Source organism: Eisenbergiella massiliensis (genome assembly GCF_003435485.1).
In genome coordinates this window covers 24,316-50,597 of the sequence record NZ_QVLV01000017.1, presented here as the reverse complement: position 1 = coordinate 50,597, position 26,282 = coordinate 24,316, and the positions used below count along the sequence as shown (strand labels likewise).

20 protein-coding genes are annotated in these 26,282 nt (G+C 43.2%); 3 read left to right on the top strand and 17 right to left on the bottom strand.

Annotated features, from left to right (window positions below):
- Nucleotides 1–161: 161 nt before the first annotated feature.
- The 3 genes from DXC51_RS20340 to DXC51_RS20320 all read right to left on the bottom strand — a co-directional run bounded on the left by DXC51_RS20340 (nucleotide 162) and on the right by DXC51_RS20320 (nucleotide 5,893).
- Nucleotides 162–4,472 (bottom strand): Ig-like domain-containing protein, encoded by a 4,311-nt coding sequence (locus DXC51_RS20340; RefSeq protein ID WP_147332385.1) that lies wholly within the window; start codon nucleotides 4,470–4,472, stop codon nucleotides 162–164.
- Nucleotides 4,473–5,187: 715 nt separating this feature from the next.
- Complete coding sequence (locus DXC51_RS20325) at nucleotides 5,188–5,529, bottom strand: DMT family transporter (RefSeq protein ID WP_021636863.1); 342 nt, start codon at nucleotides 5,527–5,529, stop codon at nucleotides 5,188–5,190.
- Entirely contained in the window at nucleotides 5,519–5,893 is a 375-nt protein-coding gene (locus DXC51_RS20320) for a DMT family transporter (RefSeq protein WP_117545272.1), read from the bottom strand. Before DXC51_RS20320 ends, DXC51_RS20325 begins: the two co-directional genes overlap by 11 nt.
- A gap of 542 nt (nucleotides 5,894–6,435) precedes the next feature.
- Between DXC51_RS20320 and DXC51_RS20315 the strand changes: the two genes are divergently transcribed.
- Nucleotides 6,436–7,608 (top strand): hypothetical protein, encoded by a 1,173-nt coding sequence (locus DXC51_RS20315; RefSeq protein ID WP_117545271.1) that lies wholly within the window; start codon nucleotides 6,436–6,438, stop codon nucleotides 7,606–7,608.
- A gap of 162 nt (nucleotides 7,609–7,770) precedes the next feature.
- Here DXC51_RS20315 and DXC51_RS20310 read toward each other — a convergent pair whose 3' ends face one another.
- The 12 genes from DXC51_RS20310 to DXC51_RS20255 form a co-directional block, all read right to left on the bottom strand.
- Entirely contained in the window at nucleotides 7,771–8,544 is a 774-nt protein-coding gene (locus DXC51_RS20310) for a hypothetical protein (RefSeq protein ID WP_102287590.1), read from the bottom strand.
- 15 nt (nucleotides 8,545–8,559) lie between these two features.
- A complete protein-coding gene (locus DXC51_RS20305) occupies nucleotides 8,560–9,645 on the bottom strand; it encodes a DUF6077 domain-containing protein (protein WP_117545270.1) in 1,086 nt (361 codons plus the stop codon).
- Between the two features lie 79 nt (nucleotides 9,646–9,724).
- Nucleotides 9,725–10,786: a hypothetical protein gene (locus DXC51_RS20300; RefSeq protein ID WP_117545269.1), complete on the bottom strand. Its 1,062-nt coding sequence runs from the start codon at nucleotides 10,784–10,786 to the stop codon at nucleotides 9,725–9,727.
- Between the two features lie 72 nt (nucleotides 10,787–10,858).
- Nucleotides 10,859–12,367: an MBOAT family O-acyltransferase gene (locus DXC51_RS20295; RefSeq protein WP_117545268.1), complete on the bottom strand. Its 1,509-nt coding sequence runs from the start codon at nucleotides 12,365–12,367 to the stop codon at nucleotides 10,859–10,861.
- A gap of 150 nt (nucleotides 12,368–12,517) precedes the next feature.
- A complete protein-coding gene (locus DXC51_RS20290) occupies nucleotides 12,518–13,921 on the bottom strand; it encodes a hypothetical protein (RefSeq protein ID WP_117545267.1) in 1,404 nt (467 codons plus the stop codon).
- 88 nt (nucleotides 13,922–14,009) lie between these two features.
- Nucleotides 14,010–15,059, bottom strand: a complete 1,050-nt coding sequence (locus DXC51_RS20285; RefSeq protein WP_117545266.1) for an acyltransferase family protein — start codon at nucleotides 15,057–15,059, stop codon at nucleotides 14,010–14,012.
- A 29-nt stretch (nucleotides 15,060–15,088) separates the two neighbouring features.
- Nucleotides 15,089–15,883 carry a glycosyltransferase family 2 protein gene (locus DXC51_RS20280; protein WP_044914626.1) on the bottom strand — a complete coding sequence of 265 codons (795 nt, stop codon included), beginning with the start codon at nucleotides 15,881–15,883 and terminating at the stop codon, nucleotides 15,089–15,091.
- On the bottom strand, nucleotides 15,880–16,668 hold the full coding sequence (locus DXC51_RS20275) for a sugar phosphate isomerase/epimerase family protein (RefSeq protein ID WP_117545265.1): 789 nt from the start codon (nucleotides 16,666–16,668) through the stop codon (nucleotides 15,880–15,882). The genes DXC51_RS20280 and DXC51_RS20275 overlap by 4 nt, the downstream gene beginning before the upstream one ends.
- Nucleotides 16,669–16,672: 4 nt before the next feature.
- On the bottom strand, nucleotides 16,673–17,650 hold the full coding sequence (locus tag DXC51_RS29310) for a hypothetical protein (RefSeq protein WP_147332384.1): 978 nt from the start codon (nucleotides 17,648–17,650) through the stop codon (nucleotides 16,673–16,675).
- A gap of 631 nt (nucleotides 17,651–18,281) precedes the next feature.
- Nucleotides 18,282–19,208: an NAD-dependent epimerase/dehydratase family protein gene (locus tag DXC51_RS20265; RefSeq protein ID WP_117545263.1), complete on the bottom strand. Its 927-nt coding sequence runs from the start codon at nucleotides 19,206–19,208 to the stop codon at nucleotides 18,282–18,284.
- A 14-nt stretch (nucleotides 19,209–19,222) separates the two neighbouring features.
- Nucleotides 19,223–20,161 carry a glycosyltransferase gene (locus DXC51_RS20260; RefSeq protein ID WP_117545262.1) on the bottom strand — a complete coding sequence of 313 codons (939 nt, stop codon included), beginning with the start codon at nucleotides 20,159–20,161 and terminating at the stop codon, nucleotides 19,223–19,225.
- On the bottom strand, nucleotides 20,154–21,275 hold the full coding sequence (locus DXC51_RS20255) for an FAD-dependent oxidoreductase (protein ID WP_117545261.1): 1,122 nt from the start codon (nucleotides 21,273–21,275) through the stop codon (nucleotides 20,154–20,156). Before DXC51_RS20255 ends, DXC51_RS20260 begins: the two co-directional genes overlap by 8 nt.
- A gap of 567 nt (nucleotides 21,276–21,842) precedes the next feature.
- Between DXC51_RS20255 and DXC51_RS20250 the strand changes: the two genes are divergently transcribed.
- Both DXC51_RS20250 and DXC51_RS20245 read left to right on the top strand, forming a co-directional pair.
- Nucleotides 21,843–22,997, top strand: coding sequence for an MBOAT family O-acyltransferase (locus DXC51_RS20250; RefSeq protein WP_235930926.1), 1,155 nt, complete (start codon nucleotides 21,843–21,845; stop codon nucleotides 22,995–22,997).
- 12 nt (nucleotides 22,998–23,009) lie between these two features.
- On the top strand, nucleotides 23,010–24,092 hold the full coding sequence (locus DXC51_RS20245) for a D-alanyl-lipoteichoic acid biosynthesis protein DltD (RefSeq protein WP_117545259.1): 1,083 nt from the start codon (nucleotides 23,010–23,012) through the stop codon (nucleotides 24,090–24,092).
- A gap of 66 nt (nucleotides 24,093–24,158) precedes the next feature.
- Here DXC51_RS20245 and DXC51_RS20240 read toward each other — a convergent pair whose 3' ends face one another.
- Entirely contained in the window at nucleotides 24,159–25,193 is a 1,035-nt protein-coding gene (locus DXC51_RS20240; RefSeq protein ID WP_117545258.1) for a GDSL-type esterase/lipase family protein, read from the bottom strand.
- Nucleotides 25,194–25,312: 119 nt separating this feature from the next.
- Complete coding sequence (locus DXC51_RS20235; RefSeq protein WP_117545257.1) at nucleotides 25,313–26,257, bottom strand: glycosyltransferase family 2 protein; 945 nt, start codon at nucleotides 26,255–26,257, stop codon at nucleotides 25,313–25,315.
- Between the last annotated feature and the right edge of the window lie 25 nt (nucleotides 26,258–26,282).

Below are 26,282 nucleotides of genomic sequence, written 5' to 3'. Positions count from 1 at the left end.
TCGGCAAAAACAGCTTCTGCCGAAAGCAATCAAAGCCCCCGCCGCAAGCAGCGGGATATCAAACTTGCAACGCTGCTAAGCAGCGGGGTCTTTGACCCTCGCGGCAGTCGCCAAATATCCATGCACGCATGGCTACCTGGCTCGTTGCCCGCGGAAATAAATCAGTAGCCAAGATAGCTGATATTCAAATCCGTATAACCGCTGATTCCGCCGATTTTTCCTTTGGAGGAATACTGCCACATATCATATCTTCCGTTATACGTAGGTGCGGCAGCATACTGGGCCAGCCAGATTTTGTAGCTTCCCAGGGCGCCTACGTTCAGCTTGGAGTTGAGCCATGTTTTATTGGCATAAACTCCCGCCGTATAGCCGCTGTTGGCAATGGTCTGGCAATAAGCGTTAACTATCTGCGTTCTTGTTGCCGTATCCAGGCCGTCCGCACGGCCGCCGCTGGCTTCCACATCCAGAAATACAGGATAGGAGATCTTATAATTTTTGATCAGTGCTACCGTCATGGAGGCCTCCTCCACCGCTTCAATCTGGTTTACCGCCTGAGTGAAGAAATAAATTCCCACCTTCAGCCCCGCGGCAGTCGCCCCCTGAATGTTGGCCCTGAATTTCGGGTCTTCAATCAGCGCTCCCGTGGAAGAACCACGGTATCCGCATCGGATAATGACATAGGATACCCCTGAATTCCTTACTTCCGTCCAGTTAATATTGCCGTTATGCTTGGATACGTCAATTCCCAGGACACCTGAGCCTGCATTCAGTGCGCCGTCGCTTCCAAAGGTGTATTTCACACCCTGGATAACCTGTTCTCCGGTTACCTTGTTGCCGTTCTTATCGAAATAATAGCGCCTGCCGTCTATGGTCTGCCAGCCGGTGTATTTGTACTCTGTGTTTTCATTGACTCTGTAGAAGGTATCATATTTGTAATAATCTGCAACCACTGCCGCCACGAATTTTCCATCAGCGGTTTTAACATAGAGGAGATTGCCGCTTCTGTCCTTTAAAGGCGTCTTGGTATCATTCCTGGGATCGTCTCCCGTTACCGTCACTTCACAGGTCGCGGTCTTGGAAGTATCCTCGGAGCTCTTGGCCGTTATTGTTACCTTACCGGGCCTCAGGGCTTTGATGGTTCCGTTTCCATGCTCTTCCAGAGAAACAATGCTTTTATCCGAAGTATACCAGAGACAGCCTGTATATCCCGATGTGGTAATCGTGGGATTCAGCTTTACCGTATCCCCTACCTTCATGGTCAATTTATCCTTGTCAAGGACGATTTTTTCAACCTTGGCTGCAACTACGGTTAATTTCACTTTTTTGGACCTAGTATCGCCGTTTCTGTATTTCGCAGTAACCGTTATTTCCGTTTCGCCGGAGCGGATTGCCCTGATCTTGCCATTGCCATCCACCGTCGCATACTTGGTGTTGGCGATGGAGAAGGAACGGCTTTCCACATCTCCTTTAATGGTGAAATAATCGTTTTTGGTTTCGCCTGCCGTTACCTTTACTTCTCTCACGTCAAACTCATTTTCTTCATCAGCTGTAACCTGGAAGGAAAATGTTGCTGTTTTGCCTGTGTCCTTCTTGGAGGTTGCGGTGATGGTAACCTTACCGGTATTGACGCAGGTCACTTTACCGTTTGCATCCACCGTGGCAATCTTTTCATCCGAGGATTTCCAGTTGACGGATGCATCTGCATTGGCCGGATCAGGAGTAATGGAAAGCTGAACCGTGGTTCCTTTCTTACCGCTGTCTGCACCGGTTATTTTAATGCTCTTTAATACGGCCTCCGCCTCTTTTACCGTCACGGAAATATTCCCTGATTTTCCTCCCGCTTCCGCTGTGATGGTTACGGTTCCGGCCTTTATGCCAGTTACCTTGCCGCCATCCACGGTTGCAATACTTGTATCCGAGGACGACCACCTGATGCCGTCATAGCCGGCGCCATCAGGCGAAACTTTAGCCGTCAGGGTAATGCTGCCGCCTACGGTTACGGTAGAATCTCCGGTAACCGTTACAGTGTCTACCGGATTTTCTTTGGCAGATACTGTTACATCCGCGGTTGCCGTCTTACCACCGCTGTTGGTGGTTACAGTGATTGTAGCATTACCTGCGCCTACAAAGTTAACGTTTCCGCCGCTTACCTTTGCTACGCTTTCGTTGCTGCTGGACCATCTGACACTCTTATCCGCAGCATTATCCGGGCTGACCTGGGCACTGAGTGTTGCACTCTCTCCTACCTTTCCCGAAAGGCTGGACGGGCTTAATGATACGCCTGTTACCTCCACCGGGCCGGGATCCGGATCTGACGGCTCAGGATCCGGTTTAGAAGGATCGGGATCCGGATCCGGTTTGGAAGGATCCGGGTCAGGCTTGGAAGGCTCCGATGGATTATCCGTAGACTCCGAAGGTTTGGAGCCGGGTTCCTCATCAGAAACAGACGGCTGATTTGTATCCGATGTTTTTGTGCCACCGCCTTCGGTTATTGGCTGTGCCGTATCATTTTCCCTCATTATCCAGGGCTTCTGTGACTTCATGCCGGACAATTTATCAAATGTAATGCCCGCCGAAGCAGAAGGATCCGGAATATCGGATTTCTTCACTTCCACATATTCCCCCTTGCCGTCGGTGCTGCCTACCGGTGTTTTGGTGGATTCCACCCATTCCACGGTATCCTGGATTACCGATTCCGTCTGGGTTTTAACCTGTGTATCCTCTTTGGCGGCGTTTACCTCAGATTCTTTTTTGACCTCATCACTGACATCGATTTTCTTATATTCAATATGATCCTTTACGGTAACCTCCTGGGCATCCGAGGGCATGGCATATCCATCCTGGTTCTCCGGGCCGGTTATTCTAACCGTATATTTTCCAGGGTTAATTCCGGTCAGATAAATAATTCCATCCGTATTATCATCATCTTTGTTATATGTTTTATCCGGTCCCTTGATCTCCACCTGGAAATCCACATGAGGAATCAGCTTTCCGGTCTTCCTGTTAACGAACTTGATTTTAAGATCCTTTTCCACAGAAGTCATATTCAGGCCTACCTGAACATCGGAATTATCATCCTTTTCGTTATACTCCTCCGATTCCTCCATAGACTCCGAGAAATCCGCCGCTTCCTGTTTCGCCTTATGCGCATCCGCAACGGCCATGAAAGTACTTTCCCCTGCTATATTGAGCTGTGAAAGATTTTGTCCCACAGAGGCAAAAGCATCCACCTGTTCATCTACAGACTTGGCATTCGCAAGTACAGAGAATGTAACTACGGCAAAAATGCATACGAAAATTCCCATGAAACCTACTACTTTGTCCATTGTATGCAGGCTGTTCCAAAATTCCACCACAGGATTTTCCTTTTTTTTATGGGATGCGCTTTTTCTGCCGGTATTCCGGGAAGAGGTATTTTCCGCATAGTCCCTGCTTTTGCCGGAAGGCAACTGGGTACGTTTTTTCGCATTGGCCGTGCGTACTTCAGCTTCCTCGTCCCAGTCGTCATTCTCACAGGGACGGCATTTTCCGGCATTCCTATCCGACTGTGAACGGCGTATATATTCTTCCCTTTCAGTTCTTCTGTATTCCGAAGCCCTCTTGCTTTTTTCCGGGCCAGCTGCCGCAGCTTTGGAGTTCGCGCTGCGTTCGGCGCCGTTTCTTGCAGCCATCGCAGCAGAGGATGTCCTGTTGAGCCGTTCGGAATCCGCCATACGGGGTGTCTGCGAGCCCTGACGGGATTCATATCTTTCCGAGCGTGGCAGGCGGGCGGCGGCATCTTTTCCGGAATCACGTTTCACCTGCTGTCTTTTCTCCGCAGGATCCTGGTGGCGGGATTCTCTTGTGTCCGTCTGCGTTTTCTGACGGCTGCGTTCCGCGAAGGTGTTTCTTTTATTGGCAGTTTTACCAGCTTCCGAGCGTCTGGTTCCTATCTCCGGGAGGTTAGAAGAGACTTTTCTTTCTCCGGTTCTCTCTGTCGCCGGCTGTCTGCTTTCCGGCCGATTACTGCCTTCCGTCCGGCGACCGCCTTCCTTTCCGTTTCGTTTTTCTCCTGCGTCACCGCGGGGAACCGCTGCTTCGCCTCTGGGAGCTGCCTGGCTGCGGGGCTCCGACTGACTGTGAGGCGTTGTCTGACTGCGGGACACCGTCTGACTGTGGGGCGTTGCCTGACTGCGGGGCTCCGCTTCTTCCCTGCGTATGCTGCCGGCTGCGTTCCTGTTGGAAGCGCCAGGCGCAATCTGCCCGGAAATATGCGCTGCCGTTTCCGTAAGATCCTGCGTATCCTCAAAATCATCTTCGCTGATTTCCCATTGGGACAGCAGGCTTTCTGTTACTTTTTCTATTTTCCCCGACAGCTGTTCTTCTTCGGTACCGGCTATTCTCTGCGGCTTTTCATCGCTGAGATTCGACATTCTTCTTCCTGTTTTTTCCAGAACAGCTTTCTGATTTTTATCTGTTGGTTGATTAGGCATGATTCATTCTCCGTTTTCTGCAGTTCTGAATTAAAGAAAACCGGCGCATCGAACATCACCGGAGCTATACAGAACCCGTTTACAGTAAAATCCGGGACATGCCGCTGCGACGGCATTTTTCCCGCAGAAACAGTATACCACACCCCCTCCTCACGGTTCAACCTTGCTTCCTCTTTTTCCAGCAATTACTTCCTTAATATTCTCTTAATTTTCCTTTTGTTCCTTGGTCTGCCGGGCGGATTTCATCCTTTTCCTTCTCCTCATACCGTAAGAATCCGCATTTTTTGTCGAATACTTTTCATTGCGGCTTCTGGCATGATATGACAGAATAAGAGGGAAAGAAAGTTAAAAAAACAGCGTTTTCTGCTTTCCTGTGCGGTGCATGTCAAACACGGGGCGGAGAGTCAAAAAGAAAAGGAGTGATTCGTCATGATGTATATCCATTACTGCAAATATTGCCGTCGAATTCACATTCTCAACGGCCACAAGGTGTATTGCCCGGCCTGCAGCGGCAAGCTGACGGAGCTGGGGATTTCGTACATGAAATATGTGAACCTGAGCAAGGAGGAGCGCGGCCAGCTGAAAGAAAAATGTGCGGATGAAAAAAGCCTGAAGGAGCTTTCCGTGGAATACCGGATGCATCGGTACAGCAAATGGTTCAAGGCGCTGCCGTCCGGCATAAATTCTGACAAAGTCATTGCTGCGGCCACCGCTTCTACAGATAGTAAACAATCACGCCTGCCAGAATACAGCCCACGCCTGCGAGTTTCCGTTTCGTAATTTTTTCCGAGAAGAAAAGCCGGCTGAGCAGAAGGACAAGCACATAGCCAAAGGATTCAATCACCGGACCATTCATAAAGGAAAGGCCTCGGAGGCCGCTGACATTCAGTATGGTAGAACCTACAAGCAGTATATATCCGCTGATTACATAGGGATTCAGATATTCGCGGATAAAGGAGCCATACTGTCTGCAGGCGGCTTTTTTTAAAAGGACCTGGGAAAAAGAGGCTGCCAGAACGCCTGCGAAAAGGAACAGGTAATAAATATTAAGCTTCATCGCACAGTTCCTCCTTCTGCTGTCCGCCGTTAACGATTATTGTCCCGGTAATTACCAGGGCTACGCCGATTATGTTTTTCAGGGTTATTTTGTCATGAAATATTACTGCGGCCCAGATAAGGGACCAGAGCAGGGCCATGGCCCGGTTTGTATAGGCAATGGATAATTCGAATTTTTTTATCATCTGCTGCCAAAGAAGGGCGTAAATCGCCAATATGACGAGTTCGGCGCCGTAGAAGAGGAAGAAATTAAGTGATAATGTGGGGTGGCCGCTGGCCAGCTTGGCCATTACTGTGGATAGTGTGTATATGGCGATTACGGCTTGAAGAATGAGGATGTCTTTCAGGGTGATTTTCTTTTTCATGGGGAGTGTCTCCTTGAGTTAGTTTTTTGGGGATGAGGGTATTATTGTGTGATTATAGCAGGTTTTATGGGGGTTGGGAAGATGTGGGGGAGGGGAAAATGGTGGGAGAAGGGATTGGGGTGTTGGCGGGCCTCAGCCATGCCATTCATAATTTGGCGGGAGGTATGTTGTGTATTGCTTTTTTTGTTATGGACGCCAAATTATGAATAAGGGCTGGCGCCCTATAGAAATACAGATAGAAGCAGTCCTTAGTGAGCAAGCTCCCACGGGCTGTTTCTATCTGTATTTCTGCATGGCTTGGGGGTGTCAAAGTCTTAATTTTAACTGTTCAGCACCCCTCACAGTTACTGCTAAAACCATCCTAAATCGCCTTTGGCGATGGATTTTAGCACTCTTGAATCACTTTCTTACGGTCAGCGCATTTAGCTGCGCTGGCCTGCGCAGCTAAATGCGTTGACCTACTGAACAGTTACAATTTTTCCTTACAATATGGACACTTGGGGTCTATAATGGTAGTATAGAGTCGGTAAAGGAGGTAATTTATGACAGATAAGGACAGAATGGAACAGTCGGGGGAGATTGATGAATTCTGGGAGTTGGATGATGCTTCGGATACTTCTGCCCAGAAGGGTTCCGGGAAGCGGCAGGAGGGGCAGGATACTGTCGGCCGCAAGGCTTCCCCGCATAGTACTGCTTCCCGCAGGAGCGGTTCCCGCCGGGGTGTGTCGGGTAAAAATACCGGCAGACGCAGAAAAAGGAAAAATACGGAAACCTACGTTCACTATATAATTGCCGCCGTTCTTGCGGCAATGCTGATATTTGCTGTTGTCAAGCTGGTTGTGTGGAATATTGGGAAGGATTCCGGGTACGACCCCAATGCGGATTCTTCGGAATTTGAAGTGGAAGCCCTGGATTATATCCAGCCGCTGGATCCAGAGCTGCTTAAAGGGCGGGAGGATGACGGCTTCAACACTATCGTTTGTCTTGGGAACCATCCTTTTTCCGATGAACGGGGAAAAGACGGCCTTGCGGAGTTAATTGCCGATAAGTGTGATGCCACGGTTTATAACGGTGCATTTCCGGATTCCTATATTTCTATGAAAAATACCGAGTATACCGACAGCTATCCTCAGGATGCGCTCAGCCTGTATCTGGTAACAGCCTCCATATGCGGCGGGAATTTTGACCTTATGGAACATGCTGTGGATTTGCTTTCAGAATCTGACAAGGCTTACAGGGAAGCGCTGGATACCCTGAAAAGTGTGGATTTTTCCAAGGTTGATATGATCGTCATCATGTATGATCTGAATGATTACATGGATAAACGTCCTGTTATGGATGAAAATAATGACATCAACCTGCTTACCTGGAACGGCGCGCTGAATGCATCTCTTCAGGAAGTCCAGAAGACCTATCCTTACATCCGTCTGGTGGTCCTTTCTCCTTCCTACGGGCAGTTTGAGGACGGTGGCGGCAAGATGGTTAACGGGGATACGGAGGATTTCGGCAACGGCGTGCTTCCTGATTATGTGCTGCATGAAATTGATGTGGCTATGGCAAACGGAGTTAGTATTCTTGATAATTATTATGGGACCATTAATGAAGATGAGGCAAAGAATTGCCTGACAGACGGATACCGGCTGAATAAAAAGGGACGGGAAAAGGTTGCAGGGCGGTTTGCAAAGGAAATTTTTCATGTTGGGGAAGAAAAATAGGTAGTAAAGTAAAAGGGCTTCGGTATTCGGCCGCAATTCGCGGCCGGGTAACGGCGCCCTTTCTTCTAATAATCACACAGTTTTAGTACCTGCCTGTTCTATTCCATTATATATACTGCCTTTTTACATTGGATACTGTTCTTCGTTTTAATCAAGAGGGATTTAGGGCAAAGTCTGTTCTTTTTTCAATACCGGAACATCCACATTCCGGAATACATCATAACCTTCCACTTCCCCGATTTTTTCCAGCCCGTATTCCGCCGGATCCCCTTCCGTCTTCTTCGCCTTATTCAGAATAATATACTGGCATTTATAGTCATCTGCCAGCTCCGCAAGCAAATCGATTCTTACTGTATCCGCTTCCATCAGCGCATATATGGGATGTTCCACATGATCCCAGCTGGCTACCAGCATGTCACGGCCGTAGGGCATCTGAATATTTGAAGAATACTGCCTTACATAATGCAGCAATTCCGAAGGAAAGACTGCCCAGACACGTTCCTCGTCCTCCGCAGGTTCAATGAGATCACAAATAGACACTACCGTCTGAGGGATATGATATCGGTTCTGTGCTTTCGTAATATTAATATTTTTATATAAATATTCACCACCAAGTGCAAGAAGCAATATCATTACTATTATTCCGATCCGAGTATGCTTTCCTATTAGTTTAACGCCTGCATAGGCTATCATCACAGTCATCGGCAATATCCAAAGTATTCTATAATAAGTTCCCGCTTCTTCAACTTTATCCATTACAAGCTTAAATAAGGGAAAGAAAAACAAAATCGTTATTACAAAAGAGGACTCCACTAATACAAGCCGTATTTTCCTGTCCTTCTCTGTCAGCAATAAATATATAAGCGCCACCAGAAAAAGAAACGGATAAATACCGTCACCGCAATAATCCATAAAAATCGTCAGTATCTCTCTCAAAATATTTTCATCCTTTCAGACCAGAACCAAGTAAACCGCCAGATACACAATACAGGGAATGCAGCTTGCCGCAAGCTTGGGAAGCACTGCCGGACGTCTGTCTCTCACCGCCATAACAAGACCTGTCACGGCAATCAGCAGCCCCGTCAGGAAAGCCCCCATAGTAGTCGCCATGGCCGCCACCACATTGACCGAACATAACAGAATCCACCAGCCGCACTGGCTCTCCTTTTTCTCTCCGACAGCAGACTTCATATCCCACAGATTCAGCAAACACCACAGCACCGCCAGCAGCACCATATTACACAATATAGACTTCCCCTGCCATGTACGCATCAGGAAAAATGTTGCATTTGTGTAAATGGAAGTATTCCCAAAAATCTGCAGCACACTTACAAGAATCATAAACACTGCCAGCCTGCGGTTCTCTTTGCCAAACAGCCTTCTTCCAATCAAATAATACAAAAGATAGGTTACCGGTATCAGCACAAGCGGCAGCACCGAATGAGCAATAATCGCCGGATGTATTCCCGTCATCCTTGCCAGATACGCCTCCCATATAGGCAGCGACGCCAACGCATGCCGCACATCCACCGTTGTCGTAAGGCCTGTATACGGCAAAATCCGGTAAAGTACATCCGACTGCTCCGCAATTACAGACTGCGCCACATAATACGCATCATCCCCGTCAAAGGACGCCCTTGTATATGCCATATAAATCTGAAAGAGTACCAGTCCGCCCGCCAGAATCCAGTAAAGAGCCGTTTCCACAGACGGCCTGCGCCTGCCCTCCCAAAGCTCTCTGCCGTTCTCCGCCAAATCCCCCAGCACATTCCTCCCGAAAAACAAACCTGCTGCCGACAGCAAAATAAGCGCGCCGGAATAAAGCTTTACTATTATGGGAAATCCCCAGGGCTTCATCAAAATGACAGGCACAGCAATTATCTGAAAAACTGCCAGCGCAAGGAAAAAACCAGCCAGATAAATCAGAATCGGATTCTTTTTTCTCCGCCCCCCGGGCATGAACCGGGCCGGAATCAGCCCCATGCAAAAAGGAGCCGCAAACAGAACCCCAAAGGTAATCAGTACTTTTGCAATCATGTAAAAACCTCTCTTTATCTTCCTGCAGGCAACTGCTCAGTTCCCTCACAGTTACTTCCCAAGTCACATAAACAACAGCCTAATCATACCAGTTGTCATAAATTGCTTCGTAATCATAACCCGCCGCCAACTCGCGCAGGTCCTCCAAAACCGCTTTATAATTATCCTCAGTCAGTTCTCCCTCTCCATTTTCAAAGCACTCCACAATATACCGGCAGACATCCGCATGATAATGCGTATAATCTGCATAATTATTCAGATTACATACGATATCCCTGTTGTTCTGAAAACAGAATACCCTTACATTATCATACGCAAGCAGTTTTTCCGTCATATAATCCAGTTCTCTGATAACCGCATCCAGCTCCTTCTGCCGCATCACATCATTCCAGTAAAGAATACTGTACGGCGGATACCAGAAAATGAATTCCGTTTCCGGATGAGCCTCAACAAAGGGAATAATATTGGCCTCCAGATTTGCCTGAATACCGGACACAAACGCATCCTCCGGCATCTCCTCCTCCGCTTCCTCCGCCGGAACATAATACATCAGCACATTGGCCTTCGTATAGTACTGATCCGTCCACCACGGCTTATACAGCTGTGTCCAGTCCGTCCTCTCCGTAGGATCCACCAACGGCTTGAAAATATAATTCAGCAGCACATCCTTATTAAAAAGATACTGCACATTATTAAAAGGATTTTTATCATACAAATATTCCGGAATCGGATATTTCGTCGTCTCCGTATCCGCTGAAAACGCCCCCTGATCCACGGCCATGAATATTTTTTTCACCGAATCCCCTTTCGCGTCAAAAATAATATCCATTATGTTGGCCTCATCTTTAGGAAACGCGCCGTTATAGCTCAGCTTCACCGTCTGCAGCCCCATCACCTCCGTAAACCAGTCCGTGTCAAAGCTTGCCGTCATGGAGGAGCCTAACAGAACACTGTCATAATCCAGCCGGCGGGCCATCCCCGGATTCTGGCTCAGCTGATTATCCACCTTATAGGGAAAATAAGCCAGGGGTTTATGATACTGAAAAAAAGGATCCACATATATCACTATAGCAGCTATCGCAAGAAAGCCTGCCAGGAGAATACTGCAAAACAAGAGCAGCCATCTTTTACAAGGTTTCATCCACATACCTCTCATACATTGTCACGGACAAGCCGCACTCCCTCATACCCGCTTCTCTGAAAACAGCCCGCATCAGAAATTAAAATACAGGAAACTGCTGACCCCTGAAAGCGACAGCACACACCACAGAAAGAGCCCTGCCGTCACCAGCGCATTCCAGGCCTTGGGCCGGAACCTCACCGCCACTTCATCCGCATTCGGTGCAAAAAACACCACCGCCATAGTCACCACTGTAATGATACCTCCCAAATACATCTGACTGTATGGCAGGCTGTCCAAATGCAGCAGCTTTATCACATACCAGAATTCATCCAGATTGAAGGACTGCATCATCGCCTCCGCAGGAAGAGCAATCCCACCCGTAAACAAATGCCTGAAAATTTCCAGTGCCTGTCCCACTGTCTCGGATCGGAAAAAGACACAGGTCAGACTGAAATAAACAAAGGTAAATAAAACCCCGGCAACTTTAACCACCTGTCCTCTAACCGGCCCCGCTGCCTTTGCTTTGCCGCTCTTTTCCCTCTTTTCCTTCTGATGCAGCTGCCACATCCGGGTTACTATGTACAGAACCCCCTGCGTCACACTCCACAATACAAAAGTCCATCCGGCCCCATGCCAGATACCGCTGAGCAGATAAATCAGGAACAAATTAAAGTACATCCGTCCTCTGCCCTTTCGGTTCCCGCCCAATGGAATATATACATTTTTGGTAAAAAAACGGCTCAGTGTAATATGCCACCGTTTCCAGAAATCCACGATGCTCACAGCCTTATACGGCGAATTAAAGTTCACAGGAATCTCTATCCCAAAGAGCCAGCCCAGCCCCCTGGCCATATTACAGTAGCCACTGAAATCAAAATACAGCTGCAGCACATAAAAAAGAATCAGCAGCGCACTGTCCACTCCGCTTAAGTTCAGAACATTGGCATACCCCCAGTTCACCGCTTTCCCAAACGTATCCGCGACCAAAACCTTCTTCACCATTCCCAGTGTAAATAAAAATACGCCCCCGGCAAACCGATCCCAATCCAGCTTCTGCTTCCCGATTTTATCAAACTGCGGCATCATTTCATTGTGATTCACAATCGGCCCCGCAATCAGCTGCGGGAAAAAGGAGACAAACAGCGCATAATCCAAAAAACTGCACTCCCTGATTTCCCCCCGGTAAGTGTCCACAAGAAAACCAATCTGCTGGAAGGTAAAAAAACTGATTCCCAGCGGAAGCAGGATTCCCTTCAGCAAAAACGAAGTACCAAATACGACATTTACATTTTCAATAAAAAAGTCAAAATACTTGAAATAAAAAAGAATTCCCAGATTGCACAGAACACCCGCCGCCATCATTATACGGCTCCTGTTTGGCCCCGTTGCATTTATCAGCCGAAAGCAAACATAATTAAAAAGAATACTGAAAATCATAATCAGCAGATAGCTGGGATTAAAATACCCATAAAACCACAAAGAAAAGCCTGTCAGCCACAGCTTGGCAGGCACAGACTTCCCCCAATGGGCGAACAGATAAAACCCGCCCAGGCAAAATGGTAAAAACAGGAACAGAAATATATAAGAATTAAAAAGCATATGAGTACTCCATGGAATTTTAAATTTAACCAGTTGATTTGCCACTACAGCAAATCCCGCTGCAGGATATGCTATGCATAAATCAGTTTAGCCCAATCCATGGATTTTTACAAGAAAAAACGTAAAAACCGGAAAATATATACAACTCCTTTATTTTGTTTTCTCAGAAGCCAAACGCCAATGCCTGAACAGATTATAAAGCATCACTACCATACAAATATAAAACAGCCCCATATTATATATCGTATACCTGGTCTGGCAGAAGATTACAAGAGAAACAAGCGTCACGTTCCCTACAATTGCAAGAAGTGTAAGTCCTGCCAATACTGCTGTCTTTTCATGCCCTCTGATCCTCACATTCCAGATAAGCAGAATAACATAAATAATATAGAGGAAAAAACTATACCAGTTTAATAAAATATTCCGTTTAGCGACAGTCGTTATCAGACCGGAAAGAACATTATCCAAAAAGGAGCCTATGATATTCAACGCATTATGCGGCATAACCGACACATTAATCGTCCGCATAATCTGATCCACCTTTTTCCCTTCTTCCACCTCTCCTCCACCATAATTCGCCTGCACATATTGTGTAATCATCGGTCCCATGGTATCAATCTGTATACAGTCATAATAATCGCCAAAATGCGTTACCCGGTTAAACCATCCTTCTCCGGCACTGTGCTTCAGATATCCCTTTTCCTCGCAAACATCATAAATCTCCAGAAAAAGTGTTCTGACCTCTTCATCTTTGATATATTCCGCATCACTTCTATCCGCCGTATAAAACGCCATTGTTGTAACAAACCGGCTGTCATTGGTGTGGCGTACTGCATTTCCACGCAAAATATAGTTATATCCAACATCAAGAAGCATAGAACAGCCCAAGATTCCCAGTGTGCACAGTATTACAGTTCCAATCCCCCAAAGGGTCTTTTTGCGGAATATATTCACAGCCACCACACAAATAATCAGCAGCGCCAATGTCATAAACATCTGTTTTCTTGTTGATACCATAACAAAAACAAGTATGCTGCTTAAAATCAGACTTTTTCTGTTCTGATGCAGACAGTATTCCAGGAGATAGCGGAAAAACAAAAGATACAGCGCAATAACAATCCCTTCCGTCAAAATACTGTTAGAATACATAGATTCCCTCTTTGCGGCAAACCGGCACAAAAACGAAACCCCAAGCGGCATAGCCAGCGCAACAAGCGCCACAGCCTTCGGAAGCCGAAGCTCCTTCCAAAGATACCTCACCAACGTCCATGTAGCAAAAGCCATAAGCCCGCTTTGAAAAAAAGCAACGGCCGTCAGGTAAAAATCATTGGGAAACGAAGAAAAAAGCTTTCGAAAAAAAGCAAGAAACAGCGGATAAAAGGGTTCTCTTGAAAGCCGCATGCTGATGTAGCCCGGAGAGTCCACACAAATAACCGCACCATCATAAAATGCGAAGAAGAGATAAAAACACAGACATATGCCAAGTAAAACAGCTGAGAAAGAATCTGGCTTGTCTTTTCTCAGCATTTTTGTAGGGGAATAATCCTTTTTCATTTTGCCTCCTGTTCCAGCAGTGTATGAAAAAATTTTTTATTTAGTTTTCCCCTCACTTGTGTGTATTATAATCTGATTTACAGAAATGTCAAGAAATTTTAAGCAACTTACTTATTAGTTTATCAACGATATATCCCATAACCACAGACAAAATTATAACTCCGATAATCCTCATTCCCATGTAAGCCAAACACCCCAGCCTTGAACTCAGCCAGCCATAGGAGAATGCAGCTAACAGTACCGCATATTCCAGCGGATCATGAAATAAATATATATGCATACTATGCCTCAATAACAAACGAAACCCCCACCGTTCACACAATTCTTCATATTTTTTAACCAAAATTATGCATAGCAAATAAACTGCATAGCTACAAATAATTATGACGAAAAAATCATTCAGAAAATCTATCTTAATATCTAATATCATTATTTCAAGCAAAAATAAAAACTTACACACTCCATACTCATAATATGAATATTCTGACAACTTCTTTCTCACCCCATCAAACCAATAGCCTAATACAAACCAAAACAAATACCCCATTCCTCTCTTAAAAAGGAAAAAATCAAATGGCAGCTGGCCATGGAAATACTGAATAAGCGCAGCAAGCACAAGGACCGGATAGATATTTCTTTTCCCGACCAATCGGTGAAGGCACCAAAAAATAATAAAACACCAAAATAAGGCTGGTAAAAACCAAAGATGCCCATCGCCTTTACCAACCAGAAATTTTACAACTGCTTCATTATAATTATCCGCATTATAATATCCTGTCATCAATTTTACCGGAAGCATAAATAACAGGCCGCATAAATAATACGGTATTATCAGTCTTTTCAGTTTATTACATGCCAGCCTTTTTAATCCGTCTTCTTCCTTTAGACGATAAACCGCACCTGATAGAAGAAAGAAAAGCGGCATATGGAATCCATACACCCATCCGCTTAAAAATCTGATTATCCGAAATAAATTCGAATCATACACCCAAGAACTGTCTGCGGGAACTTCATAGTGTACGCCTCCCATAACCAGATAACAACTATGCCCGATTACTACCAAAATTGTTGCTGTAACTCTAAGGAGATCATATTCATTTACTCTCCCTTTTTTTAACTCATCACCTTTAGCTTTCATCTGTCCCCCTCAACAGACTGAACAATTAATTAAGGATTATATCCTCCAAATAAATTGGTAACTAAAATTTTCATCAGTTCGTAATTCCCTTTAAAAAAGCTTATCTTGGTAGGTGTTTTTCCTTCTTTTGGATATCGCCGTGTTACAGGAATCTCACATGCTTTCATCCCAAGCTGAGTGGCCCGTACAGACAGATATGCAAGCAGCTCATATGATATAAAAATATCCCTCAATGGACAAACCTCAGGATTTTCCAGATATCTTCTGGAATATGCCCTGTAAGCATTTGTAGTATCCGTAAAACGCTGCCTCGCCGTTAATGATATAAGAGGCGCATGAATCAATCTGACTGATATCAGCCTGATTAAAGGCGTATTAATTGCATGCCCGCCCTTCAGGAATCGTGACCCCTGGATAAAATCATACCCATCATTCAGTTTTTCAATAAACCGGGGAATATCTTCTATACTGTCCTTATTATTTCCATCAATCGTTATTACCCCGTCATAACCTCGCTGAAGCGCCCACCAGATTCCCATTCTCAGCTGGGCTCCCTGACGCCCTTCATCACGCTTAATTAAAAGAGTATTTACACCCAGCTTCAGCAGCTTTTTCTGTTCCATAGAACCATCCGTCGAACCGCCGTCACACAGAACCACATCCGCACATGACATTACATTATAGTGCCTTGCCCTTTTTAACTCTTGAAGGATACGCTCCCCCTCATTAATTACAGGAATCAGAACACAATACCTGCTTTTTTTTACATCAAGCTCATATGCCTCAAATCGCGGAACACCATCCCGTCTCTCATATGCAATCATCCGAAAATTTCCCTCACATATTCTATTACTTTTTTCGTAACCTGAACATTTTCCTGGCGCCCCATTTCAATAGATATATAACCTGTATATTCCATATTTCTCAACAATCCGGCGATTTCTTTATGTATAGGATGTTCAGAAATTTTTTTCAGATTAGGTTCACTGATATGGACATGATTGATTAAATTGATATCCTCAGCTATCACGTTCAAAGCTTCCTTATTTTCAATCATAGTACCCAAATCCAGATTTACAAGAAAACCTTTGCTGCCTATTTTTTTTACCAGCGCCAATGCCTCTGTGGTGGTATTTATATAGTTAGTATTGTAAATCGGAGGGTTCGCCTCCATAGCCAGCACAGTCCCTTTTTCTAATGCATAATCTCCCAGCTCCTTAAAAAAAGGCTCTGCACTTTCCTTTAATTCTTCTTTTTCCGCCCACCGGTTTTTAGGACAGCCGAACACCAGATTGCCACATCCGATCTGTGACGCAAAATCGATTGCCTTCTTCGTATATTCTGTAAGAACCAACCTGTCTTCAACAGTACCGAACAACTTTTCTTTTCTTCCATACCATATTGACTGCATAGAAGAAACAGCCAAACCATATGTCTCTTTCAGCCAAACAGCAAAGGCCTGCGCCTCACCACAATGAGCATAAGGAGCATCTGGAAATAATCTGGTAGGAGCAATTTCAATCCCCGAGTATCCAGATTCCTGCAGGAAACGATACATCTCATCATCCACTTGCGGACTCCAGGCTATATTTGAAATTGACAGTTTCATAAAATTACCTCTTCCTCTTTTTTCTCAGAATATATCCCTTCAGTTTTATCCAAAGCATACGCAATGGTATATAAATCAGAAGCTGTATAAAACCAAAATACCACATCACAAAATTCATATGTGTATGGATATAAGAATGTGCTTTTCCTAAAACAAACCAAGAGACACTGGTCAAAAAAGCTGAAAACAACAAAAAGAACATATAAAGTGTACTTTTGTCTTTTTTCCCCCGTATTTTATCCTTCCAAATTCCACAAAATAATGCCAGCACCGATAAAATACACAATCCGCCAAAAAGTTTTCCACTTATACCCATAATCAAGGAGGTGTCAAAATGAAAATACAGCTTTAAAACTGTCAAGGCAGAGGCTTCTAAAGAAGCTCTCTCCGATTCAGGAAAATCCTCCGGATTTCCCCCCCAGGTTCTCTCAAGCACGTTTTTCTCATAAATAGAACAGAGTCCTCTCCAGATATCACCATCGGCCCTGATATAGGCATGAATACAAACAGCAGCCAAAAATCCCAGCAACGCCGCAATACCAACCAAAAGAATCCGCTTGAAAATTTCAGGAAATTCTTTTTTATCTGTTAGCAAAGCAGTTCCGGCATCTGCCATCAAAAAAAGGATTGTTCCCATCATAACTGTAGTTATATATTCATAACCACATGCACTTTTCAAAAATACGGATAAAAAAACCCCAATACAGCTGATACCCACAATTTTTTTGTTATCCGCATAGACTGAACATAACAATCCAAATGACATTGGCAAAAACCAGGTAAATTCCACCCAATAAAGATTCCTTGCAAACTGTACTATCCATGGAGACAGCAGAAAAACCGCGCCCCAAACCACCGCCATTCCTATACCAAATTTCCTGTTCAAAAGAAATAATATGACAACAGCGACCAAGGCCATCGCGGCAGCCGTTAATAAATGGAACCAGGTCACCGCGCTTTCATAAGGAAAAACACGTGCCAAAATACGGAAAGCCCTTCCCTGAAGTCCTATCTGAGAAGGATACTCAGAGAATATCCCCTTTGGCAGTTCCTTTCCCGAAGCATCAAACAGCTTTATTTCTGAAAGGCTTCCGTTTTTCTCTCTGTCAAGTTTCATTCCGGCATTTACTGTTGTATAGCATATATTATCTTTTCTTTCTACTTTGGTGATAACAGCCTTGCTTCCATCCGAAAACAGAAAATAATTTCCCGGAATATAGTAGGTATCTGTATATAAATTTGCAGAAAATGCAAGGAGATCTCCTCTCAGCCCATATCCATCCAGAAAATCTTCATTACTTAAATATGCTGTTTCACCGCGGTATAAGCTCAGCGTATCCGTCCAATAGGATGTGGTATCTCCCGTATTTTCATGATAATACCCCAGGCCATAGCCCTCGTCCAGCGGCGATATACCCGATCTTTCCGCCACAAAAGGGCCAATAGCCAAGGCCTCCGAAACAGCCTCAAAGTTATTAAAATTATAATTCTTTTTATCGAACGGATTGCTGAAATAAGTCCATGTCAGCAATAGTACCATAGACAGGAGCACACATACATAAAGGCTTTCCCGCATCCGCTTTTTTTTTATAAGACTATTTAATTTTTCCATATCAACAGATTTTTGTACTCTTAACAAAATTTTGGATTTCTAAAAGCACTTCTTCCTTACCCATAATATATCCACCGTCCCGTTTATAAAGCCCGCTATACCTGGTCCTATAGTCATATTTAGCCGGCACACCGGCAGTTTCATTCATAAATTCCCTTCCGTAAAGAAACTTATAAATTTCTCCTGCAGAAATAGGTTCTGTCGCCGTATGCAGCAATTCGATTTTATTTTCCAAAGCAATCTTAATATCAGACCATAACCTTTTCAGTGGATAAAACTGAAATTCACTTCTGCTATCCGTAAATTGAAGCGCACTGAAATTTACACGGCTTAAAATATTCCTCAGAGCATTTTTCTCTCCTTCATTCAAATTTCTGCATTTCCAGAACCCATTATCCTGTATCTCGTAGTACTCCTCAATCGCTGCCTCCTGGCTGCTTAATTCTCCCATTTTTGTTTCTGACAACATAAACGGGATGACATTAATAATATCATAAATAAAATTTTTCTTTATACCCTCACCAAACAAACCAGGAAGCCTGACAATCAAAGCCTCCGGATAATTTTCCCTCACCCAATTTTCCAATACTCTTCGGTTATATCCATATGGCTGCAAACCATCCATATCTATGGCAGAATCTTCATAGACCGCCAGCGGACTTTTAAATACATCTATTGTTGATATCAAAACCAGTTTTTGCGGCTTGATCATTCTGATATTTTCCTTCGCCTGTTCAATCATCTGCCAGTCTTTTTCCGGCTGCTGATTCGCCAGGTATTTTTCCCCCCGCAGTCCGGCATAGACACAGAGATCCGGTTTTGTTCCGTAAGCCTCCCGGACACTGCCCGAGTTTACACCCAATTCAAAACTGCCGTATCGATAAAGATTATTTCCGACAAAACCTGTATGTCCAACCAAAACATTCATCTTTTAATATCCTCTCATTTCGTAATCTTCTCTATTCTGTCAACCATATACTGCTGTCTTTTGAATACAAGATTAACTATCACAGACAGATATTTTACAATTATAGTCAAAATTCCAAACAGCCCGAAAAAAGCAAACGCCATAAACAGTATTGTTGTTGTCCAGCCCTCAATCGGATTACCACATATGTAAAACACCATCGCATATACCCCCATCAGTAATGCAATTACCATCATAATAAGCGTCATTCTGATTGAAAAAAGATAACCCAAATCCGTAAACAAAATCAGTGAGTCTGCAGCCAGATTCTTTCTGTATCTGTCCTCCAGCTTATCTCTTCCCTTCAGCCGTTCTCCTGTACATTCATACTGCATATTTTTTATAGGCAGGCCACTGGCTGCATATACTGCTTTTCTGTATGGTATCGTTTTATTCATACTGGAAACCCGGTTTATAACTCTTCTGGATAAAATACGAAAGCTTTCTGTCCTCATCTTATAATTGCCGGCTGCCCCCATATTGAATATTTTATAGAAAAATGAAGAAGTAAATTTCTGTCTTCTTGCAGGGGATGCACTTACAATATCATACCCTTTCAAGGATTCCATATAAATATCCATAATTAACGAAGATGGATAATCCATTTCTACCGTATCAAATTCTAATACATAATCGCCAATTGCAAGATCTGTCCCCGCATTCATGGATAACTCAATACCCTGGTAATAACTCATATGCAATAAGTTAACCGTCGTATCCGTCAAACCCGCAGCAACCTCCTTAATAGCTTCATGGCTTCTGTCACTTGATGCATCGTCAACACAGATTATTTCAAAATGCTCAAAATTATTTTTTAATACCTCATAAATCTTTTTCAGGAAAACACCTGCACAGTTTTCATTATTATGAACATATGCTACCGCGGAAAGAAAACATTTTTGCTTCTCATTCATTTGTTAATACATCCTCCAAATCATATACCGTATTGATTTTTCCTGAAAGGACACTTATAAAGGAAGGATTCTTACTGTGTACCCTGATTACCGTAGGTCTGGAATCATCAATCTCAGAACTTTTCAGGATTGGCTTCATCGAATACAACGAATTCTCATATTGAAATTCATACTCGCTCTTCATATATTTTCTTGCCAGCCCCGACATATATGGATAAGCCGAAGCAGGTTTTGCAGGACATTCATTACAATTTCCCAGATATTCCCTGGTACAACAGTTATGGCTCCTGCTCTGGCATTCAAAAACCGGTGTTTCGCTGTAGCTCGTATTATGAGGGGTAAAGGTAACAGATGTAAGTGAGTGCATTCCTGTTTTGCCAAATGGCATAATTGAAAAGAAGGGACCATCCATAACTGTTATTCCTTCTCCCTCCAATTTATGGTTCGTCCGGCATAAAATTATTTCACACAACTCATATTTTATTCCAAACTTCTCTTCTCCCGCCAGCTTTAATATCTGATTGGAAGACGCATACGTTGCATTCAGCAAAAAAGGGGCTGTGAAAATCCCCTGATTTGTATGTACCTCATAAACATCATCCCGTTTCGCTATAGACTGCGTATGACAGGCATATTTAATTTCAACATTTTTTAGCGCTGAGATCTTATCCAGAAAATAATCTTTCAAAATCATAGCATCATACGTATATTCTTTTGTTAAAAACGCACCATCGCACATCCCTTTATTAAAATATTTTCCGGGTTCTATTTCCTCACAGGGTATCCTGGCCGCCTCACAGAATTTTTTAAATTGCACAGCATCACTCCAGGACAGCCGCGCAGATGTAGCATACACCTGATTAAATTCCCGATTGATACAAAAAGAAAAATCTTTGTTAAATCGTTCAAAATACCCTGCTGATTTCATAGCTGTTGAAAGGGAGCGCGGATAATGGTATCCCATATGAACTCTGGCCTGATTAATATAAGTAGCCCTCCCAAAGGCTTTTGTATCACATTCAATTACCAGGATTTTTTCACCCCTGTTACCGCAAAATAAGGCCGCATATAAACCATATATTCCGGCCCCGAGTATAATTTTATCATATTTCATATATATACCGTTATTCCTATAATAATATTTACATATGTAATTATATCATACTACATATAGTATAGAAAACATTAATATCGAATTTTGGCATAAAAGATAGTATTTCTCGATATTCTGCGATACATGGAGCGCAATCTTAAAGAAATATTAAAGGTATGTTACTTGTATATTTTTCCAAGCACGTAGTATAATATAATACATTACTTTATACATCATAATTCTTTATCCTCTGAGATAATAACAGGAAAGGTAATTTTTATGCTATTTAACTCTTTCAGCTATGCCCTTTTTCTCCCCATTGTTTTTATTCTATACTGGATAATGCCGCAGAAATTCCGCTGGATTATTCTTCTTCTTTCCAGTTATTATTTTTATATAAGCTGGGGGCCTCAGTATGTTGCAGTGATACTTCTTACCACACTTGTTTCCTATGCTGCTGCTTTGTTAATGGAAGGAAGACATAACGGTACACTTTATTCCAGGACGCTGCTTACGGTCTCGGTAATAATTTGTATAGCAATTTTATTCTTTTTCAAATATTTTAATTTTTTTACAGAGAATATTGCTTTGCTGTTTCAGAAAATATCGATTCCCATACAGCCGTTTACGTTGAAGCTGGCGCTTCCTATTGGGATATCTTTTTATATTTTTCAGGTCATTAGTTATCTGGTAGATGTATACCGCGGTGATATTCATGCAGAAAAACATTTAGGCATTTATGCCGTTTATATTTCTTTCTTTCCCAAGGTTATGCAGGGACCTATAGAAAGAGGAAAAAAACTTCTTCCCCAGCTGCACTCCAGACATACTTTTCAATATGGACAGGCTTCATATGGCCTGAAACAAATGGCCTGGGGCTATTTCAAGAAACTGGTTCTTGCAGACAGCCTTTCCGTATATGTAAATCAGGTATATAATGATTTACCTTCCTATAAAGGCCTTTCGCTTATTCTTGCCACATTTTTCTTTGCCATACAGCTTTACTGTGACTTTTCAGGCTATACCGATATTGCGCTTGGTTCTGCCAAAATACTTGGAATTAACCTGACACAGAACTTCAAGGCTCCATACTTTGCCTCTTCTATTAAAGATTTCTGGGGAAGATGGCATATTTCCCTGTCCTCCTGGCTGCGGGATTATATTTATATACCTTTAGGCGGCAACAGAGTTGGAAAAGTAAGACATTCTTTAAACATACTGATTACCTTTCTGGTAAGCGGATTATGGCATGGCGCAAGCTGGAACTATGTATTATGGGGCGGACTTCATGGAGTATTCCAGATTATTGAAGGTTTTTTCCCATGGAATTCTAAAAAAAGCCCCTTCCAAAGGAATAAGCATTATCACTTTCTGCTATGCCTTATCACTGTTCCATGTACCTTCCTGCTTGTTTGCTTTGCATGGATATTTTTCCGTGCTGTTACCATCCAGGATGCATTTTATGTGATTTCCAATATGTTTGACGGTATCACACAATTTCCCACATATATCCAGGATTGTGCGTTGCAGATGGGACTGACCTTCAGTCATTTGTCATATAACTGCCTTCCGCTTGTTCTTCTGTTTTTGTATGATTTGGCATCCTTAAAAACTGATGTTATCACATTTATTTCCAGACAGCGCTTCTTTATCAGATGGCCTGTTTATTTATTCCTGTTACTGGTTATCCTGCTTTTTTCTGAGAAAGGAGTATCCACAGAATTCATTTATATGCAATTCTAAGATAAATAACTTATGAAATCTTTTATTGTTAAAAGTGTCCTTGCTGTTTGCCTTACACTTTGCTGCCTGTTTTATCTTGATATTATGTATGAACAGAAAACCAGCGATCCAATAGCTGAAGTCAATAAATTTAATTTTGTTCCGGAGGGCATACAGATTGCAAACATGGGAAGTTCTCATGGTGATGCCGCCTTTAACTGGGATTCCCTGACTAAGGAACGTAACTTTAAATGCTTTAATTTTGCACTTGCCAGCCAACCCTATAAATATGACTATGCCCTTCTTAACATGCATCAAAATGACTTAGCTGAAGGAGGCATTGTATTTATACCGGTTTCCTACTTCTCTTTTAACTCAGAGGCGGTAACTCCGGAGGATATTGAAGCAATCAGCGTACGTTACTACCGGATATTATCTCCGCAGTATAATCCGGATTACAGTCTGTACAAGGATCTTGTGGCAATTCGCTTTCCTATACTTTCTGCCGGTGATAAAATCTTTGAGCTGTTTAAACCGCCGATTACCTTCCCATCCTTGTCGGAAAACAGGCAGAATATTGTTTATGCCGCAGAAGCAAACATGGAAGAAGGGATGTCCGGCAACACGATATCTGACAACGAAATGGGGCTTTCCTCCGAAAACATACCTACCCCAGACCCTGCCCCGGTTTCCCCTGAAGAAATATATGGCGCCGAAAAAATACAGGAATTTGAAGCCAAGGGTTATGCCAGATATCAGAGGCATTTTGAAAATAAAACCGATTATTTTCAGGATGATAAAAAACAGGAATTAATTAATATGATTCTGCTATGCAAATCAAAAAAGGTTACACCGGTTTTAATCACCACCCCTTTTACTGTTTATTACAATCAATATGTCTCCGACCAGTTTTTATATGACTTTTATACTACTATTAATGAAATAGCAGTAACACAAGGAGTATCCTATTATGATTATTCTCATGATAAACGTTTTGAAACCAATCTCCAGTATTTTGGAGATGCGGACCACTTAAATCCGGAAGGTGCCATTTATTTTACAAATCTTTTAATGGAAGAAGTTCCTGAACTAAGCGCCTATCTGGCCTCTCATTGATTGCATAATAAAAGCTTACAGCCACGCCCAAAAGGGTCCTTGCTGTAAGCTTTTATTTTAAGATAATTAATAATAAACAGAGTTTCCGGAAACCTCACCAGGTTTTCCATATTTTAGACAGCTTGCAACTGCTTTTGCATATAGGGAGCGTCCTTCTATCGTAAGATGAACACCATCCTCCAAATACTGATCTGCCGTATATGGAGTTATCCCCATCGTACTGTATGCATCAATATATAATGTGTTATTTGTTTCCGCAACATTCCTTGCTGCATTCGCATACTGTGTCAGCGTTCCCTGTCCGTAATCCTTCATATTACTGTCGGTGTACATAGCCCCATCTTTATAAAACTGACAATAGGTAGGTGAAATCAATAGTACCTTAGCCTGCGGACTGATCTGACTTAACAATAAAATCGCATTCCGCAAAGCACCGGCATAGCCGTGTGCATCCCAACTGTCACTTCCCTCGACTGCTATCGGAGCACCGGAAAAATAATCATTCAACCCATAAGCAATAATATAATAATCAACGGTCTGAGGATTTACGTTCCGAATAACACCTCCGGCAGGATAACCTTCCAAAAATTCAGGATCAACCTTTCCGGCAAGTATATTGCACATTCCCATAAGTGATGAAGAATCCCACTTTTCAAAATTATCCGGTGACTCCCCATCCTTCAATGTTGCTCTGCTGCCGCCTACTGCACAATTATACACATCTGCATTCATATAATTAGCAACCTGGGCAGCAATACCCGTATCCCCTCTGTCCATATCCCAGATACTGTCACCAAACACCACAATATTCAGTCTGTCTTCCTGAGGAACCTCCTCCTGAACCGTTTCTTCCTGCGGCACGGTTTCCGTAGCCTGCACCATTTCCGTTTCTGCGGGCTGACTTTCTTCCGCAGTAAACTTCTCCAGCTGCTGCTTCAATTCTTCGTTCTCCGCTGCCAATGATTCAATCTGTGCCTTTAACTCATCAATGTCATCCGTATCTGTACTTGCCGTTTCTTGTTTTCCACAAGCAGAGAACATGACTGACACTACCAACAGCAAAGCCAGCAAGGTCTTCTTTCTTTTTATCCGTATATCCATTGTTCATCCTCCTGTCTGTAATTCCACAGACAATATATCTGTCTTTTCTCCTATATAAGTATATGCTTTTTTAAATTCGCCCGCAATGGTATTCATAAAATCTTAAGGTAACCAGATTTTCACATCTCCTTTATTTTAACCTGATATCTGTCTTCAATATCATTCAGCTGAAGTTCAAAATCTCTTCTTCCTTTTATACCGATATTGTGAAGAATCAAACCTGCAAAAACTGACTGCAGCGCCGCAAGCTCCACAAAGCCGCAGACAATAAGCGTGGGAAATTTATCCACCATTCCGGTTTTTAAAAAATCAATAAATACTGGGACAAAAAAACCAACGGAAAGAACCGTCAGAACCACAGCTACAATACAGAAAAATGCTAACGGCTTATATTGTCTGAACATTTTCAATATAGTATTCAAGACCTTTATGCCATCTGTATACGTATTCAGTTTGGATTCACTCCCCGCAGGCCGATCCCGATAATTCACCACCACGTTATCCACCTGCATATTATTATAGACCGCATGAATTGTCATTTCCGTCTCTATCTCAAATCCCTTGGATAATACAGGAAAGGTCTTAACGAACTGATAGCTGAAAGCACGGTAGCCCGTCATAATGTCCCTTATATCCGAATGAAAAAGCATATTAATGCTCGCTTTTACCAGGCCATTTCCCATGTTATGAAATGGGCGCTTGTTCTCCTGATAATAAGTAGAGGACAATCTGTCTCCAACTACCATATCCGAACCTTCCAGCAATACTTTATCCGCCATTTCCCTTGCATATTCCAATGGATAGGTATCATCCCCGTCAATCATGATATAACAGCGCGCATCAATTTCACGAAACATCCTCCGGATTACATTGCCCTTTCCCTGTTTTCGTTCATAACGGATAACAGCGCCTGCCTTACTAGCCAGTTCCACTGTCCTGTCACTGGAATTATTGTCATATACATAAATCACGGCTTCCGGAAGCGCCTCATGCGCATCCTTTACCACCTTTTCTATTGTTTTCTCCTCGTTATAGCATGGAATTAAAACTGCAATTTTATCCATATCCATCTCCTCACAGGTTACTGTG

What these genes read in the sequence shown, in the direction of transcription:
- DXC51_RS20280 (WP_044914626.1), bottom strand. Translation starts at nt 15,883, where the DNA reads ATGATTGCATATGAGAGACGGGATGGTGTTCCGCGATTTGAGGCATAT.
- DXC51_RS20245 (WP_117545259.1), top strand. Translation starts at nt 23,010, where the DNA reads ATGAAATCTTTTATTGTTAAAAGTGTCCTTGCTGTTTGCCTTACACTT.
- DXC51_RS20265 (WP_117545263.1), bottom strand. Translation starts at nt 19,208, where the DNA reads ATGAATGTTTTGGTTGGACATACAGGTTTTGTCGGAAATAATCTTTAT.
- DXC51_RS20290 (WP_117545267.1), bottom strand. Translation starts at nt 13,921, where the DNA reads ATGAAAAAGGATTATTCCCCTACAAAAATGCTGAGAAAAGACAAGCCA.
- DXC51_RS20235 (WP_117545257.1), bottom strand. Translation starts at nt 26,257, where the DNA reads ATGGATAAAATTGCAGTTTTAATTCCATGCTATAACGAGGAGAAAACA.
- DXC51_RS20260 (WP_117545262.1), bottom strand. Translation starts at nt 20,161, where the DNA reads ATGAATGAGAAGCAAAAATGTTTTCTTTCCGCGGTAGCATATGTTCAT.
- DXC51_RS20295 (WP_117545268.1), bottom strand. Translation starts at nt 12,367, where the DNA reads ATGCTTTTTAATTCTTATATATTTCTGTTCCTGTTTTTACCATTTTGC.
- DXC51_RS20275 (WP_117545265.1), bottom strand. Translation starts at nt 16,668, where the DNA reads ATGAAACTGTCAATTTCAAATATAGCCTGGAGTCCGCAAGTGGATGAT.
- DXC51_RS20285 (WP_117545266.1), bottom strand. Translation starts at nt 15,059, where the DNA reads ATGAAAGCTAAAGGTGATGAGTTAAAAAAAGGGAGAGTAAATGAATAT.
- DXC51_RS20315 (WP_117545271.1), top strand. Translation starts at nt 6,436, where the DNA reads ATGACAGATAAGGACAGAATGGAACAGTCGGGGGAGATTGATGAATTC.
- DXC51_RS20240 (WP_117545258.1), bottom strand. Translation starts at nt 25,193, where the DNA reads ATGGATATACGGATAAAAAGAAAGAAGACCTTGCTGGCTTTGCTGTTG.
- DXC51_RS20325 (WP_021636863.1), bottom strand. Translation starts at nt 5,529, where the DNA reads ATGAAGCTTAATATTTATTACCTGTTCCTTTTCGCAGGCGTTCTGGCA.
- DXC51_RS20320 (WP_117545272.1), bottom strand. Translation starts at nt 5,893, where the DNA reads ATGAAAAAGAAAATCACCCTGAAAGACATCCTCATTCTTCAAGCCGTA.
- DXC51_RS20300 (WP_117545269.1), bottom strand. Translation starts at nt 10,786, where the DNA reads ATGAAACCTTGTAAAAGATGGCTGCTCTTGTTTTGCAGTATTCTCCTG.
- DXC51_RS20255 (WP_117545261.1), bottom strand. Translation starts at nt 21,275, where the DNA reads ATGAAATATGATAAAATTATACTCGGGGCCGGAATATATGGTTTATAT.
- DXC51_RS20305 (WP_117545270.1), bottom strand. Translation starts at nt 9,645, where the DNA reads ATGATTGCAAAAGTACTGATTACCTTTGGGGTTCTGTTTGCGGCTCCT.
- DXC51_RS20340 (WP_147332385.1), bottom strand. Translation starts at nt 4,472, where the DNA reads ATGCCTAATCAACCAACAGATAAAAATCAGAAAGCTGTTCTGGAAAAA.